Origin of the sequence: Shewanella vesiculosa, assembly GCF_009994065.1 — a bacterium.
GTDB classification, from domain to species: Bacteria; Pseudomonadota; Gammaproteobacteria; order Enterobacterales; family Shewanellaceae; genus Shewanella; species Shewanella vesiculosa.
Genome location: NZ_JAACSD010000008.1, coordinates 1 through 16,302, shown reverse-complemented (window position 1 = coordinate 16,302; position 16,302 = coordinate 1). Strand labels below are relative to the sequence as shown.

16 protein-coding genes and 1 tRNA gene are annotated in these 16,302 nt (G+C 40.0%); 12 read left to right on the top strand and 5 right to left on the bottom strand.

All coding sequences use genetic code 11. The features are described from left to right. Positions 1-519: 519 nt before the first annotated feature. The gene (locus GW828_RS09980; protein ID WP_182696963.1) at positions 520-1,299 is read right to left on the bottom strand and encodes a hypothetical protein; all 780 of its coding nucleotides are present in this window, start codon (positions 1,297-1,299) and stop codon (positions 520-522) included. A gap of 388 nt (positions 1,300-1,687) precedes the next feature. Between GW828_RS09980 and cysB the strand changes: the two genes are divergently transcribed. Beyond that, a complete protein-coding gene (gene cysB, locus GW828_RS09975) occupies positions 1,688-2,665 on the top strand; it encodes an HTH-type transcriptional regulator CysB (protein ID WP_124016511.1) in 978 nt (325 codons plus the stop codon). Positions 2,666-2,755: 90 nt separating this feature from the next. Here cysB and purN read toward each other — a convergent pair whose 3' ends face one another. Both purN and purM read right to left on the bottom strand, forming a co-directional pair. Beyond that, entirely contained in the window at positions 2,756-3,400 is a 645-nt protein-coding gene (purN, locus tag GW828_RS09970) for a phosphoribosylglycinamide formyltransferase (protein WP_124016512.1), read from the bottom strand. Next, entirely contained in the window at positions 3,400-4,437 is a 1,038-nt protein-coding gene (gene purM / locus GW828_RS09965) for a phosphoribosylformylglycinamidine cyclo-ligase (protein WP_124016513.1), read from the bottom strand. Before purM ends, purN begins: the two co-directional genes overlap by 1 nt. A gap of 241 nt (positions 4,438-4,678) precedes the next feature. Here purM and upp point away from each other — a divergent pair, with 241 nt between their 5' ends. Continuing rightward, positions 4,679-5,305 carry a uracil phosphoribosyltransferase gene (gene upp / locus GW828_RS09960; protein ID WP_124016514.1) on the top strand — a complete coding sequence of 209 codons (627 nt, stop codon included), beginning with the start codon at positions 4,679-4,681 and terminating at the stop codon, positions 5,303-5,305. Positions 5,306-5,450: 145 nt separating this feature from the next. Here upp and GW828_RS09955 read toward each other — a convergent pair whose 3' ends face one another. Then, positions 5,451-6,773 (bottom strand): Na+/H+ antiporter family protein, encoded by a 1,323-nt coding sequence (locus tag GW828_RS09955; RefSeq protein WP_124016515.1) that lies wholly within the window; start codon positions 6,771-6,773, stop codon positions 5,451-5,453. A 388-nt stretch (positions 6,774-7,161) separates the two neighbouring features. Here GW828_RS09955 and GW828_RS09950 point away from each other — a divergent pair, with 388 nt between their 5' ends. Continuing rightward, a complete protein-coding gene (locus GW828_RS09950) occupies positions 7,162-7,767 on the top strand; it encodes a peroxiredoxin (RefSeq protein ID WP_124016516.1) in 606 nt (201 codons plus the stop codon). A gap of 143 nt (positions 7,768-7,910) precedes the next feature. Here the strand turns inward: GW828_RS09950 and rnt are convergent, their stop codons facing one another. Then, complete coding sequence (rnt, locus tag GW828_RS09945; protein ID WP_124016517.1) at positions 7,911-8,576, bottom strand: ribonuclease T; 666 nt, start codon at positions 8,574-8,576, stop codon at positions 7,911-7,913. 187 nt (positions 8,577-8,763) lie between these two features. Here rnt and GW828_RS09940 point away from each other — a divergent pair, with 187 nt between their 5' ends. From GW828_RS09940 to GW828_RS09900, 9 genes are all read left to right on the top strand, one after another. After that, positions 8,764-9,633: a flagellar protein MotY gene (locus GW828_RS09940; RefSeq protein ID WP_124016518.1), complete on the top strand. Its 870-nt coding sequence runs from the start codon at positions 8,764-8,766 to the stop codon at positions 9,631-9,633. A 1,126-nt stretch (positions 9,634-10,759) separates the two neighbouring features. After that, entirely contained in the window at positions 10,760-11,161 is a 402-nt protein-coding gene (gene ybgC, locus GW828_RS09935; RefSeq protein ID WP_124016519.1) for a tol-pal system-associated acyl-CoA thioesterase, read from the top strand. Then, a complete protein-coding gene (gene tolQ, locus GW828_RS09930) occupies positions 11,151-11,840 on the top strand; it encodes a protein TolQ (protein ID WP_124016520.1) in 690 nt (229 codons plus the stop codon). The genes ybgC and tolQ overlap by 11 nt, the downstream gene beginning before the upstream one ends. Beyond that, positions 11,840-12,268, top strand: a complete 429-nt coding sequence (gene tolR, locus GW828_RS09925) for a protein TolR (RefSeq protein ID WP_124016521.1) — start codon at positions 11,840-11,842, stop codon at positions 12,266-12,268. Before tolQ ends, tolR begins: the two co-directional genes overlap by 1 nt. After that, positions 12,269-13,231, top strand: coding sequence for a cell envelope integrity protein TolA (gene tolA / locus GW828_RS09920; protein WP_182722238.1), 963 nt, complete (start codon positions 12,269-12,271; stop codon positions 13,229-13,231). It abuts the gene before it with no gap. Between the two features lie 43 nt (positions 13,232-13,274). Then, positions 13,275-14,603, top strand: a complete 1,329-nt coding sequence (gene tolB, locus GW828_RS09915) for a Tol-Pal system beta propeller repeat protein TolB (RefSeq protein ID WP_124016523.1) — start codon at positions 13,275-13,277, stop codon at positions 14,601-14,603. Positions 14,604-14,626: 23 nt separating this feature from the next. Continuing rightward, positions 14,627-15,163 (top strand): peptidoglycan-associated lipoprotein Pal, encoded by a 537-nt coding sequence (pal, locus tag GW828_RS09910; protein ID WP_124016524.1) that lies wholly within the window; start codon positions 14,627-14,629, stop codon positions 15,161-15,163. Positions 15,164-15,218: 55 nt separating this feature from the next. After that, on the top strand, positions 15,219-15,956 hold the full coding sequence (gene ybgF / locus GW828_RS09905; RefSeq protein ID WP_124016525.1) for a tol-pal system protein YbgF: 738 nt from the start codon (positions 15,219-15,221) through the stop codon (positions 15,954-15,956). Positions 15,957-16,226: 270 nt separating this feature from the next. Continuing rightward, positions 16,227-16,302 (top strand) — tRNA-Lys (locus GW828_RS09900).

Sequence of the window (16,302 nt, the reverse complement as noted above, 5' to 3'; positions counted from 1 at the left end):
AACCAGTATCTCGATTTATGTCATGGCTTACAAGGATAGGAGGACATAAATCATCCTTTTATAGATCGCCATCATGTTAACCATTGCTTACCGGGACGAATAGGTGAGATTTTGTATATTGGAAATATAGAAGCAGATAATAAATGAGTGGATAAACTATTATTTGTTCAATTGACAGCATAAGAGAGTACTTTTGATCTTAATGGCTTGACGCGCTCTATATGACATGTCATAAATCAATATAGTAACTTTACGCGAGTTATATACACCCAGCTATGCCGTATCAGCGTACAGATGAATTATTACTTATTAATCCAGTAATAATAACGGATTAAAATGTTATCCACAGAATCTGTGGACAACTTTGTTGACGAATGTTGTTTATATCACTAAGCCTTTGTATTAAGTGATTTTTTTTGTGTGGTTAAAAAGTAACGACGACTTTACTTAAAATCAATTTCGCCTATAAAAAAAGCCTCATAACGGGGCTTTTTTTATAGCAAAATTAAAGCAAGACCATCACCATTTCTTTTTCGGTTGAAATAGCATATCAAGATCATCACCTTCTTTTTTCTGTTTTGGTGCACTTGGTTCACTATGCTTTTGAGCACCCATTATTTCATCGAGTAGTTGCTTGGCTTCATCGACTTTACGAGCAATAAAAGGATCATTCGGCGTTTGTCCCTTTATCGTGTGCAAAGTGTTTAAAGCTTTAGTGACCATCTGTTTACTTGAACCGTACTGTTTCATAAAGCAAGCGGCACGTGCTCGAGTAATCATAGATTCAACATTAATTCTTAATTGAAGGTTATCAATACGCATTTCTTCTTGACTAAAAATAGACGGATCAACTTTTCCCTTGTTATGTTCAGCTCGTAAAATCGCTTTAAGTTTTTTGAGTGTTTTGACTAACTCTAAAACTTGTCTGTCATTATCAGGTAAGCGGAAGCCCTCAATCGCAGGGACTTGGCTTGCTGAGCTAGATACACTAGATACTTGTGCTTTTATGTCGTTTAAGCGACGTTCGTAATCAGATTTTAATTGCCCTGATGCATGTAATAATGACTGTTCTAAAGCATCTTGAATGCGGCGATAAAGGATTAACATTATATGGCTAGAAGATGGTGTCATACCTGTGTTAGATAAGACGGCATCGGTTTCATCTATGATGGCGCGCTGACGAGCAATTTCTATGCGACGCTCGGCTTCTGCCCGCTCTTTTTGTTGTTGGACAATACTAAAGCCAATAATCAGCAGTAGCAGTGCACCAATAAGAATTAATACCAAAATTAAGGACATAAAGGTTCCATTTTATCTTTCATATCACATGGTAAGTATAGCCAAACAACGATGGCTAGAAGTAAATTTGATGTTGGAATAAGCTGTGCTAATAAAATTTCATCAAAAAGATTCTATATCTTAGCGTATGTTATCGTGGCTGTCGTTGAATAATAAGTCGTTTTGTTGATAAATCATTAAACAGACTAACCAAGATGTTTATAAAAAAGCTAAGTCGATTCAATAACCGCTATTTTTACTTGCTCGTTATTCCTATTTATATTACATTTCAAGTGTCATATAACGTTTTATTATAGTTGAACAATTGTTCTTGCTATGTAAAACAACGACCGATTTTTTCTTATTTGCATATTTGCTGATGAGTGCCGGTTAAATCAAGGATAAAACCATGAAGCTGCAACAACTTAGATATATTGCAGAGGTTGTTAAACACAACCTAAATGTGTCATCAACGGCTGAGAATCTCTATACTTCACAACCCGGTATTAGTAAGCAAGTTAGAATGCTAGAAGATGAATTAGGCATTCAAATATTTGGTCGAAGTGGTAAACACTTGACTCACGTGACCCCTGCAGGTCAGCAAGTTATTGATATTGCAAATGATATACTTGGCAAGGTCGATAGTATTAAGAAGGTGTCTGAAGAATATACCAAGCCCAATCAGGGGGAGTTGAATATTGCTACGACAGATACACAAGCTCGCTATGCTCTGCCACAAATAATTCGTGAGTTCATTAAACGATATCCAAAAGTTAATTTACATATGCATCAGGGCACGCCTTCGCAAATTAGTGAGCAAGCAGTCAGAGGCGATGCGGACTTTGCCATCGCGACAGAAGCGATGCATTTATATACCGATCTCATTATGTTGCCTTGTTACCATTGGAATCGTTCAATTGTCGTCACACGGGATCACCCGCTAGCTTCCCAATCGGCAAAAATCAGTATCGAAGACTTAGCGACGTTTCCATTGGTCACTTATGTGTTTGGTTTTGATAAAGCATCTGAAATTGAAAAGTCGTTTAAGCGTGCAGATCTTGATCCGCGCGTGGTGTTTAGTGCAACCAGTGCCGACGTCCTTAAGACTTATGTTCGTTTGGGGCTTGGTGTAGGGGTGATTGCTTCAATGGCAATTGATCCAGCGGTTGATAAAGATTTAGTGGCAATTGATGCAAGTCATCTGTTTGCCCATAGTACAACCAAAATCGGCTTTAGACGTGGTAGCTTTTTACGTAGCTATATGTATGATTTTATGCGTCATTTTGCACCGCATTTAACCCGAGATGTTGTTGAAAAAGCCGTGGCCCTTCGTGACCAACAATTGATTGATGAAATGTTTTCTAATATTGACCTACCAGTACGTTAGTACTTAATCTCATTTTTGTTTGTTACATAAAAAACCTCGCATGTCAGCGAGGTTTTTTTATGAGCAGCATGTTAAAAGCTGAGTGACAGATTAGTCCGGCGCATACCCAGATTCACCGATTAATAGGCCATCTAAATAAGCTTTACCATCAGTCATAGTCAAACGACCCAGACTGAACCATTTTACCACCAGTGGATAAATAGCATGTTCTTGTTCGTGAACACGCTCTGCTAATGTTTCAGCATCATCTTCAGGGTAAATCGGCACTTTAGCTTGCAATATAGCAGGTCCAGCATCGAGTTCTGGTATCACAAAATGTACACTGGCGCCGTGTTCGGTATCGCCAGCATCAATGGCACGCTGATGCGTGTGTAATCCTGGATATTTAGGCAATAACGATGGATGGATGTTAATCATCTTTCCAAGGAAATGGCTAACAAAATCATCAGTTAAAATACGCATAAATCCGGCTAGAACGATCAGGTCAGGCTGATACTTTTCTATTGCCTTTAATAAACGCGCATCATATTCACTGCGTATTTCATTGGCATAAGGAATAACACAACTGGTATCAATTTCGCTTTGATGGGCGCGTATTAATCCATAAGCATCCGGCTTGTTACTGATCACTCCAACAATGTTAGCTTTTAAATTATCATCACAACCATCAATGATAGCTTGAAGATTACTGCCATTACCGGAAATCAGTACCACAACACGACAGCTTTGGCTCATTAGATGATCTCCACTTGCTCTTCGTCACCTTGACGAGAAGCAATTTCACCTATTAACCAAGCATTTTCGCCTTCGGCGGTTAATAATGCTAATGCGGCATCGACTTTATCTGCTGGTAGTGCAATCACCATACCGACACCACAGTTAAATGTTAGGAACATTTCGTGTTGTGCAATATTGCCGTTTGTCATTAGCCAATCAAACACCACTGGCCACTGCCAAGAGTCACCTTTGACGACAGCTTTGCAATCATCAGGCAGCACGCGTGGGATATTTTCCCAGAATCCACCACCGGTAATGTGTGCCATTGCATGAATGTCTGATTGTTCAATCAGCTTCAATAAAGGCTTAACATAAATTCTTGTTGGTTCAAGTAAATGGTCTATTAATGGCTTACCAGCAAGATCTTGCTGCGGGTCTGCTTTACTCACTTCTAATACTTTGCGGATTAACGAGTAACCATTTGAATGAGGACCACTAGAACCTAGAGCGATAAGTGAGTCACCCGCTTTGACTTTGGTACCATCAATGATGTCTGCTTTTTCAACAACACCAACACAAAATCCAGCTAGATCGTAATCTTCGCCTTCATACATGCCTGGCATTTCAGCAGTTTCGCCACCAATTAAAGCACAACCAGATTGGAAACAACCTTCAGCGATACCTGTAACAACAGAGGTAGCTGTTTCAACGTCAAGCTTACCTGTTGCATAATAATCGAGGAAGAAAAGTGGTTCAGCACCAGAAACAATCAGATCGTTGACACACATTGCAACTAAATCAACACCCACGGTGTCATGCTTTTTGTAATCAATAGCTAATCTTAATTTAGTGCCAACACCATCTGTGCCGGAAACCAGTACAGGGTGTTTATATTTAGTTGGTAATTCGCATAATGCGCCAAAACCACCTAAATTGCCCATAACCTCTGGACGGCGAGTGCGTTTTACCGCAGATTTAATGTTGTTTACTAACGCATTACCTGCATCGATATCAACGCCGGCGTCTTTGTAACTTAGGGGGGTTGGAGTGGTCACGGAGGATCCTCTAGGGTACATCGTTTTATGGAATTTTATGCGCCGATATTCTACCAGTTTGTCGTGCGAGTCGGAAGCCATCTTTTTACTTTATCCTATAAAGAAAACGATGATTTGCCTATTTTTTATTGGTTTAGCTCACGATTTACAGCAATTTTGAAACTTTATGTTTTATAGAGAGGATAAATCGTCTAACATTTATCAAATTTGCCTGAAATAGTCAGAAATCTAGGAGAAATAAATGAAAGTCGTTGAAGTAAAGCATCCTCTGGTTCGTCATAAAGTCGGTTTGATGCGTGAAGCAGATATCAGCACCAAACGATTTCGCGAACTTGCCACTGAAGTTGGCAGTTTATTAACCTATGAAGCAACAGCTGATTTTGAAACTGAAACGGTTACCATAGAGGGGTGGAATGGCCCTGTTACTATTGATCAACTTAAAGGTAAGAAAGTCACTGTCGTGCCTATTTTACGTGCGGGTTTAGGAATGATGGATGGTGTGCTTGAGCATCTACCTAGTGCTCGTATTTCTGTTGTCGGTATTTATCGCGATGAAGAAACATTACAGCCTGTGCCTTACTTTGAAAAAATAGTCAGTAATGTTGAAGAACGCATCGCATTAGTGGTTGACCCTATGTTAGCCACTGGTGGTTCGATGATTGCGACTATCGATTTACTGAAAAAACGTGGCTGTACTTCGATCAAAGCACTGGTTTTGGTTGCCGCGCCAGAAGGTATCAAAGCACTTGAACTCGCGCATCCTGATATTGAACTTTATACCGCAGCAATTGATGATTGTTTAAACGAGCAAGGTTATATTTTGCCTGGTTTAGGTGATGCTGGTGACAAGATATTCGGTACTAAGTAATATTAACTGAGCGATTTTTATGCTCAATGTTAAAGACCATTGTTAGATGGCTTGATGCTTTAATACCAGACAATAAAAAACGGGAGCCTTTGTTAGGCTCCCGTTTTTTATTATATCAAGACAGCTCGTCAGTATTTAGCCTATTTTACAATACCATCGCGGCAATCCAGCCAAATATCAGTAATGGGATATTGTAGTGAATAAACGTTGGGATAACGCTGTCTCGAATATGGTCATGTTGCCCATCGGCATTGAGACCAGCAGTGGGGCCCAGAGTGGAGTCCGATGCTGGCGATCCTGCGTCACCAAGTGCGGCCGCTGTGCCGACGAGTGCAATGGTTGCCGCAATCGAGAAACCAAAACTGAGAGCTAATGGCACATAAATGGTGGCGATAATAGGAATCGTTGAGAATGAAGAGCCAATTCCCATTGTAATTAACAGTCCAACAATCAGCATCAATAGCGCAGCTAATGCCTTGTTGTCACCAATAATGTCACCTAAAGAGGTTACCAGTGTGCTAACTTCACCAGTTGATTTAACTACTGCTGCAAAGCCTGCCGCTGCAATCATAATAAAGCCAATATTAGCCATCATGTGCACGCCCTGATTAAACAAGTCTTTGCTGACTTCGTGCTTGATTATTCCTGAAAACCGAAAAATGATAAATCCACTTAATGCGCCAAATATCATCGAGTCAGTTTGTAATTGAACAATTAGCGTCGCCAAAATCGCAGAGAGTGAGACCAACAAACTTTTTCGGCTAATGGTGGTTGAAATACTGTCACTGATCACAGGTTGTTCAATCATGTATTCTCTAGGTTTGCGATAACTAATAAATATCGCCGTAAGCAGACCAACAACCATACCTATTGCTGGCAGTAACATTGCCTTAGGTATTTGTTCGGCTACGGCATTTAAGCCATTAGTATTTAAATTTGCTAACAGGATGTCATTGAGGAAAATGCCACCAAAACCGATAGGTAATATCATATAAGTGGTGACCAAACCGAATGTCAGAATACAGGCAATAAGACGTCGGTCGATATGGAGCTTAGAAATCACATGCAATAGTGGCGGAATAAGGATAGGAATAAAGGCGATATGAATAGGCAAAATATTTTGCGATGATATTGCCATTAACAGTATCGTGATCAATAACAACCACCGTACAACTTGGGTATTACCACTATTAGGTTCTTTACCCAGTTTTTTTATAATTGAATGAGAAATTAACGTTGTTAAGCCTGAATGCGATAATGCTGCGGCGAAGGCACCGAGTAATGCATAACTTAATGCGATTTGAGCGCCGCCGCCTAAGCCGTCATTAAATGCTGCTATTGTTTGATGAATATCTAATCCACCAACGATACCTGCGACAACAGCACTAATGGTCAATGACACCACAACGTTAATTCGAATAAAGCTTAAAAACAACATTAAGCAAACCGCGATGACAACCGCATTCATAATCATTTTTCTTAAAAGTAAGTGAGGCGGCTATTCTTGACTGCCAATAGTCTATTTGTCCAGCGTATATCGTTTTTTTGCTTGTTTATGCTGATTTTTTAGCAATATTGACTAACGTTCATCAGTTACTGCAAGTAAGGCACCAGTGAAATCTTCTCAACAAATCATCTTGTCATATTGGAAAGATATTATTCAAAGCGTCATGATGTTTTATTTTTCAGCAGGTAAACCAATTTTCATCTGAAATAACTTATAAGTCCGTTGAATTAGATGTATGGTATACAACTGATATATGTCCCAACGTTATAGTTAATTGTTTGCTAGATCACTATTTAGTAAGAACCTTATAACGTTGTCGAGTGTTTAAGTCATTAAATGGAGATAGATAATGAGCGTATTAGTAGGCCGTCCAGCCCCAGATTTTACAGCAGCAGCCGTTCTTGGTTCTGGTGAGATTGTTGACACATTTAACCTCACTACCGCAATTAAAGGTAAGCCTGCGGTTATTTTCTTCTACCCACTTGATTTCACTTTTGTGTGTCCATCTGAGCTAATTGCTTTTGATCACCGCATGGAAGAGTTCACTAAGCGTGGTGTTGAAGTGATTGGTGTTTCTATTGACTCACAGTTCACTCATAACGCATGGCGTAACACTCCAGTAGACAAGGGTGGTATTGGCCAAGTTAAATACACTCTAGTTGCTGACGTTAAGCACGAAATTTGTAAAGCATACGATGTTGAACATCCTGAAGCGGGTGTGGCTTTCCGTGGTTCATTCTTAGTAGATAAAGAAGGCCAGGTTCGTCATCAAGTGGTTAACGATTTACCACTAGGTCGTAACGTTGATGAAATGATCCGTATGATTGACGCACTTCAGTTCCATGAAGAGCACGGTGAAGTTTGTCCAGCGGGCTGGTCAAAAGGCGAAAAAGGTATGACTGCAAGCACTGAAGGTGTAGCGGCATACTTAAAAGACAACTCTGATAAGCTATAATTTAGCGTATTAGAGACAATAAAAAAGCTGCTTCGGCAGCTTTTTTATTGGATCAAACTCATGGTTTAGTATTGAGTTTGTCGATGTAAATAAATAGTTGGCCATTAATAGCCGGCGAAAAGTGATAAAAAAATTGGGCTTAACTATTCGTTTGCTAGATCCTTGCTATCATCTTGGTCCACTAACGGCCAACCGCCCAGCGCCTTCCAACGGTTAACGATTAGGCAAAATAATTCGGCCGTGCGTTCAGTATCGTATAAAGCTGAATGCGCCTCGTTATTATCGAAAGCTATCCCAGCCATTTTACAAGCTTTAGCTAACACTGTATGGCCAATCGCAAGACCTGCTAGTGTCGCGGTATCAAAACTTGCAAAAGGATGAAATGGAGAACGCTTTAAGCCGTTTCGTTCAATCGCTTGGTTAACAAAACCTAAGTCAAAAGCGGCGTTATGAGCAACAATAATACTGCGATGGCAATCTGCTGCTTTTTGAGCCTTTTTGACTTCTTTGAATATTTCTAAAAAAGCGACTTTTTCGTCAACGGCTCCACGAAGTGGGTTGGTGGGGTCAATACCATTAAACGCCAGTGCTGCAGGTTCTAAGTTTGCCCCTTCAAAAGGTTCAATATGAAAGTGAAGCGTTTTATCAAGTTCAATAATCCCATCGCTATTCATTTTTAATAAGCTGACTGCAATTTCAAGCAACGCATCGGTATTGGCATTAAACCCTGCTGTTTCGACATCGATAACCACAGGGAAATAGCCACGAAAGCGGTGTTTAAACTTGTTAGCGTCGCAAATATCAGTCATTACAGTCTTTATCCTCAATAGCTATCATTTATCGGTGCAAATGATGTAGGCCGAGTATTATGCGCAAACTCAAGCGCAGTGTCATGTTTGATTGTGGTTTTTATCATCGATTAACCATGATTGTTTTCTAAAGGAACAGACTTTGGGGCCGATAGTAAGAATGTAACTAGGTATAAAGGGTGTTTTTATGTGGCGAAAACTGATCGTTCTCACAAGTTTGTGTCTTTGCTCAACAGCCCATGCTGATTTGAGGCACTACGTTGCATCACTTGAAAACTCAGCATGGCGTGTTGGCGAGAATAATCCAATAGAGTGTCGCTTGGAGCATGATATTCCTGATTATGGCCGTGCAATATTTACCAGTAGAGCCGGGAAAAGTTTAAATTTAAGTTTCACCTTAGATATGTGGCTCAAGCCTGATGCTGTGACTAAAGCAACGTTAATTAGCCGAGCCCCTAGCTGGCGTCCAGGGCATAATGCTAAAGAAATTACTGAGTTAACTTACAGTAAGCAGTTTAATGGTGAAGTGCCTAAAAAAGCTGCCTGGTCAATGTTAAATGAGTTGAGTCAGGGGATGGAGCCGACGTTTTATTATGCTGATTGGTACAATAACGATACTAAAATTGCAGTGGGCATATCTTCAGCTAATTTCGGTGGAAAATATCGTGAGTTTCGCGCTTGTTTAGCAAATTTACTGCCTTATAGTTTTGATGATATCGCTTTTACAGTATTAAATTATCAAGAAGGTGGGGTAGAACTGACGCGTTTTTCTACCCAGCAGTTACAAAAAATACAGCGTTACTTGTCTTTTGATCCAGACGTTGAGCTGATTTTAGTTGATGCATACACAGACAGTTACGGTGGACGCTCTATTAATCAGAGGGTGTCAGATAAACGAGCTGCCTCAGTGAAAGATATTTTAATTGCTAGCGGTATCCCTAAAGATCGTATTCATACATCCGGTCATGGTGAAAAACGCCATGTTGCAGGCAATGATCTTGCCGAAGAACGTAAGCTAAATCGCCGAGTTGTAATTAAAATAACCAAGCCTATCTAATTCCTCTCATTTATTTTTTAGCTGCGCTACTTAGCGCAGTTAAACTCAGTTGTTTATTTATCACTATCTCTTTGGCCTTGAGCTAAAATAAATACCTTTTGATTGAATGCCGAAGTGTAAAAAGCTTACTAACTTTTTATTAACGGGTTCGATGCTGAAGGTTGAATACCAAGATGTATACTCATATGAGATTAATGTTGATTGCTGCGGCAAAAAAAAGACAAAAAAAACCCACTTAATCCAAGTGGGCTAAATAATTTGCAATCAACAAATCTAAGGAAGGAAGTCAAACATAAGAACTAGAGAAAACTGAGGTATTGGGTTACATCAGTTTGGAGTTCTTGATTTTCAATATCTGAATCACATGTCTTGAAAACAAGATCATAATAGAATTAATACACTAAACTGACAAACTAGAAAAATTACTCTTTACGATTAGTAAAACTAATCCTTTTTAAGGGTCTTATATTTTTATATCTGCCCTAATCGGCTTATGTAGCGGTTTTCTAAGTTGTTATTTACATTTTTTGCATAAGTATTCGGATTAGATAATTGTGTAATGATTTTATTTAACAAATAGAACATATTTGCGTAAATCATAAAGCCTAATAATGTTTCACAATGTGATTAATATTGCTCTTAATCGTTATTAATAGACTTCAGTTACTGCGATGAAAAATACTTCAGGTCAGTTTCTTTTGATCCTGTCCCCGAATAGTGTGATAAATAAGCCGCACTTTACCTCGCTCAAAACCATATTTAAGTGGAGTGTATTTTTAGCTTAACTTTTATTAACGTTTACGTTTATGTGGACGTGCGATAATGGGACTGCAGCGATTATTTTATATTCATTTGTGGTTACATTTTTTACTTTCGCAAGGGCTAATTGTCGGCTGTCAGCGCCAAGTAATATACTATCTTGATGGCATACTTTAGTTAACCGCTTGTTAATTATTAGGTGGAATACATTAATAAAGCTTCATCTCTTGCTGTTCCTGAGGTTTTTCGAGTGTTTCAGTTCATTTTGAGCAAAATAAAGTCTGTTTTTACCTTGGTACATTATTCACAAGCGTGTTGGTACTCGGTATAGTAAGCCAACTTTTACAACCTAAAAATTGATGTTCAAATTATGTTTGTTTGGCCCATTTCTGTCTATTACGAAGATACCGATGCTGGCGGTGTTGTGTACCATTCGAATTACCTAAAATTTTTCGAACGAGCTCGTACTCAATGGTTAAAAGCGATGGGTGTTAGTCAAGCGGAACTGTTGACAGAAGACATTGCTTTTGTCGTTAAACATGCTGCATTAGATTTTTGTAAAGCAGCGAAGTTTGAACAGGATTTAGTCGTTGAATCCAAGGTTATAGAATTAAAAAAAGTGTCGTTGGTGTTTCACCAGCGCCTAGTTGATCATCAGGGTGATTGCTATTGTGAAGCGACAGTGGTTGTCGCGTGTATATCTTTATCACGTATGCGTCCCCGCGCTATTCCCCTAAATATTGTTCAGGAGTTTGACAGTGCACGCTGAAATTTCATTTATTGGTTTGTTTTTAGAAGCCAGTGTGTTGGTAAAGTTAGTTATGCTGACCTTGTTGGCATTATCGATTGCCTCATGGGCTGTGATCCTTCAACGCAACAAATTATTAAGCTCAGCAAGAGTCAAGTCATTACGTTTTGAAGATACTTTCTGGTCTGGAGTGGACTTAAATCGACTTTATAAAGAACTGATAGCCAGAGGAAGTGCGATTTCTGGCTTAGAATCGATGTTTGTTGCTGGTTTTAAAGAATATACCCGTTTGAGTAAAGTAAACAGTAAAGCACCTGAAGCGGTTATGGATGGCACCTCTCGAGCAATGCGAGTGAGTTTGTCACGTGAAATGGAAAAACTTGAAAACCATTTACCGTTATTGGCAACCATTGGTTCAACGAGCCCATACATTGGTTTGTTCGGAACTGTTTGGGGGATTATGAATTCCTTTATTGCGCTAGGTGCGGTAGAAAACGCAACTCTTGCAATGGTTGCTCCAGGTATTGCAGAGGCATTGATTGCCACGGCAATGGGTCTGTTTGCCGCTATCCCTGCTGTTATTGGTTATAACCGTTTTACAACGCAAGTTGATAAAATTGAAATGACTTATGCTAACTTTATGGAAGAATTCTCCAACATATTGCAACGTCAAGCATATAGCGAGAAGGAAGCTGTTTAATGTATCAGCGTAAACGTCGTCGCCCAGTTGCAGAAATCAACGTTGTGCCTTACATCGACGTTATGTTGGTGTTGTTGATTATTTTTATGGTGACAGCGCCTATTGTATCCCAAGGGGTCAAAGTAGAATTACCGCAAGGTAATGCGGAATCTTTACCACCGGACAGTAAGCCTCCTATCGTTGCTTCAATTGACGCTGATGGGCAATATTTCTTGAATACAGGTAGTAGCTCAAATTCTCAGGCAATGGACTTAGAGCAGGTATCAACTGAAGTTGGCGCGTTAATCCTACTTGAACCGTTAAGGCCTGTAGTCGTAAAGGCCGATCGTGCAATACCTTACGAAAGTGTTATTCAATTAATGATTAGCTTGCAAGGCGCTGGTGTACCAGCAGTAGGGTTAATGACCGATTCACCAAAGGAGAAATAGGTGGCTGGCAAATCAGATTTAACTGTACCGATGTCTATTTCTGCTGGTATTCACATTGGGTTTATCATCATCTTGGCTTTAGGCATTAGTTTTGACGATAAGCCGAAGGTAATGCAAACGGCTGCTGCAAGTGCGCCAGCTTTGAAAGCGATCGTGATTGATCAACAGAAAGTGAATGATAGAGTTGAGCAGTTAAAGAAGCAAAAACAAGATGTGGCTCAGCAAGAAAAGGCTCGTCAAGCAGAATTAGAACGTAAAGCATTAGAAGCCCGTCGCGAGCGTGAACGCGAGCAGGAAAAAATTAAAACCTTAGAGATCCAGCGTAAACAAAAAGAGCAGGAAACTCAAAAGGCCAATGATGCCGCTAAAGCTGCTCAAGCAAAGCAGGTACTAGAAAAAGAGCGCGCAGATAAAGCTGAAGTGGTTCGCAAACAGAAAGAACAGGAACAAAAAGCTGCAGAAGATGCTGCTAAGAAAGCAGCTGAAAAGCGTAAGCAAGAAGAAGCTGCTGCGAAAAAAGCTCAAGAAGAACGTCAACGTGCTGAAGATGAACGTAAACGTAAGGAAGATGCTGAGCGTAAACGTAAAGCTGAAGCTGATAATAAAGCGCGTCAAGAGCGTGAAATGGCTGAAGCTATGGCTGCAGAGCAAGACTCACTTTCTAAAACGCGCAATAAGCAGGTGTTGTCAGAGGTTGATAAATATAAGGCTATGATTATTGCCACTATTCAACGAAATCTAGTGGTTGATGAGTCAATGCGTGGTAAAAGCTGTCGGGTATTTATTCGTCTAGCTGCAGATGGTTTTGTAACAACAAGCCAAACGTTAGATGGTGATCAGGTTGTTTGTCGAGCAGCGAAAGCCTCAATAAATAAAGCAGGGCGGTTACCTGTGTCACCTGAACCGGCTGTTTATCAGCAATTAAAAGAAATTAATTTAACCGTTTCACCGGAATTTAATTAATATTAATCGTATTTAATGATGGAATTGAGTTAAAAGGAGTCGCATGAAAAATTTGGCTAAATGGCTAACGCTGGTATTGATAGTGTTAACTACACCCGCTCGCGCAGCGTTAGATATTGTGATTACAGAAGGGGTTGATGCAGCAAGACCTATCGCTGTGGTGCCTTTTGTATGGCAAGGGCAAGGTCCTGCTCCAGCATCTATTTCTGATGTTGTGGTATCTGATTTGGCTCGTAGCGGTACCTTTAAAACTCTCGATGTACGTGCATTACCACAGTCATCTATTGCGTCAGTGAATGATTTTACTGCTCAGAATTGGACTAATGTTGAAGCTGAAGCACTTGTTGTTGGCTCGATTAAGCCCTATGGCGCCGATCAGTATTTAGTGAGTTTTGAACTCATTGATTTAGTTAAAGCACAGCTTCAAGCTGGCAAAGGACCTCAGAATAACAGTGAGTTATTGCTTGAAAGCCGTGAAACCGTTATCAGTGCAAACCAATTTAGACAATATGGTCACCGTATCAGTGATATTGTTTATGAAAAGCTGACAGGAATTCGTGGTGCATTTTTAACCCGTATTGCATATGTTGTGGTAAAACAAGGTCAAAAAGCACCTTACCATCTAATGATTGCTGACTATGATGGCTATAATGAGCAAATGTTATTGCGTTCACCTGAGCCATTGATGTCACCGACTTGGTCTCCTGATGGTCGTCGTTTAGCGTATGTGAGTTTTGAAAATAGAAAAGCCGAAATTTTTGTGCAAGACATTTATAGTCAAACACGCACTTTAGTGAGTAGTTTTGATGGCATAAATGGTGCGCCAGCATTTTCACCAGATGGTAAAAAACTCGCTGTCACTTTGTCAAAAGACGGTCAACCAGATATTTATATAATTGATATAACAACTAAAGCTGCTCGACGTATCACAGACCATTACGCAATTGATACTGAGCCTTCTTGGTTCCCAGATGGTAAGTCTATTTTGTTTACGTCTGAACGAGGTGGCAAGCCACAGTTATATCGAGTAAATTTAGATACAAATAAAGTCTCGCGCATGACTTTTGAAGGAGAATGGAACCTCGGTGGTTCAATTACCCCAGACGGTCGTAGTATGATTTTTGTAAACCGTACTAACGGTAAGTACCATATTGCTAGAATGGATCTTGCAACACGTTTTATGCAGGTGCTTTCATCAACTCAACTTGATGAATCGCCAAGTGTTGCCCCTAATGGCACTATGGTTATCTACGGTACAACCCATCAAGGTAAGCAAGTATTAGCTGCTGTTTCTATGGATGGCAGATTTAAAGCAAGATTGCCTGTCGGCCAAGGCGAGGTGAAATCACCAGCATGGTCTCCGTTTCTCTAAATAGATATTGATAAGGATTTAAAATGGATCTGAATAAGTTGTTTAAAGCTATGTTGGTTGCAGTTCCGCTTATGGCACTGAGTGCCTGTAGCTCAACTTCAGACTCTGAAACTGACGCTAACGGTTCTATGAGTGGTACAGGTAGTGAATATGGTGTTGGTGGTATTGAAACAGGTGGTGTCGCTCCTGTGTTAAGCCCAACAGAGCAGCAACGTTTAAAAGAACAGGAATTACGTCGTCAAAATATCATTTATTTTGATTTTGACCGTAGTGAAGTTCAAAGCGAAAATGCTGAAATACTTCAAGCTCATGGTAACTATTTAGTTGAGCATCCAAATGTTCGCGTATTGATTGAAGGTCATGCTGACGAACGTGGTACTCCTGAATACAACATTGCACTAGGTGAGCGTCGTGCTAAAGCGATTGCTAAGTATTTACAAGGTATGGGCGTTCAGGCTGGCCAAATGAGCATAGTCAGTTATGGCGAAGAAAAGCCATTGGATTTTTCTCGTAACGATACTGGTTTTGCTAAAAACCGTCGTGGTGTGTTAGTTTACTAAGTAAAAGAAGTACAAGGCCAACCTTTATCGGTTGGCCTTTTTTTAGGAGATAAAAATGAAACAAGCCATATTAGTTGCGGCAATGTTTTTCACAACGGCTTCAGCTTTTGCTGCTCCAGCCCCTGTTGAAGATGTTGCAGGTGGTTCTAATAATGACAGAGTGTCAAGATTAGAACGCATCATTAAAGCAAAGCAGCAAGGCGAGTTTGATATGCAGCGCCGTATGGACTCGTTGCAAAATGAAGTGTTAGAGTTAAGAGGTATTACTGAGCAACAAAATTATCAAATGAATCAGATATTGCAGCGTCAACGACAGCTGTATGAAGAAATTGCTAATCTTACTGCTAAGTCATCAACTCCAGCAGTGCCAGCTCAAGCTGACGCGACAACAGTGGCGGCTGCCAGTTCAACGTTGGATGAAACCGGAAGCTATGAGGCTGCAGTGAATTTAGTCCTCAAAGAACGTAAATACGATGAAGCAATTCCTGCTTTTCGTACCTTCATATCAACATACCCTGAATCTAATTATGCCGCTAATGCAAACTATTGGTTAGGCCAGTTATTGTATAATAAAAGTGAATACAATGACGCGAAACAAGCTTTTAGTACCGTTGTCAGTAAGTTTGCTGATTCAAATAAGCGTGCTGACAGTTTAGTTAAACTGGGCATGATTGCCGAAAAAGAAAATGATTCAGCCGGCGCCAGATCGCTTTATAATAAAGTATTAAAAGAGTATGCAGATAGTGCATCTGCACGCCTTGCACAGCAGCAATTATCGGCATTGAAAGGCTAATCAAGACAAAAAACAGCCTCTTAGTCTGTTTTTCATGCAAACAACAAGAAATTATAAATTTGCGCTTGCATGAGAAATTGAAAAAGGTATTATAGGCGCCCTCAGAACGGCATAGCCTTCTGGGGGTGTTAAGAGCTATAACTTATTCTATCGTTACTGTCTAAGTTAGTGTTTCTTAGTTACCAAGATGGGTCGTTAGCTTAGTTGGTCTTGAAACATAGGCAGTTGGCTTTTTCCCAGTAAGAATAGATATTCTTGCAAAACCAAGATGGGTCGTTAGCTCAGTTGGTAGAGCAGTTGGCTTTTAACCAATTGGTCGAAGGTTCGAATCCTTCACGACCCACCA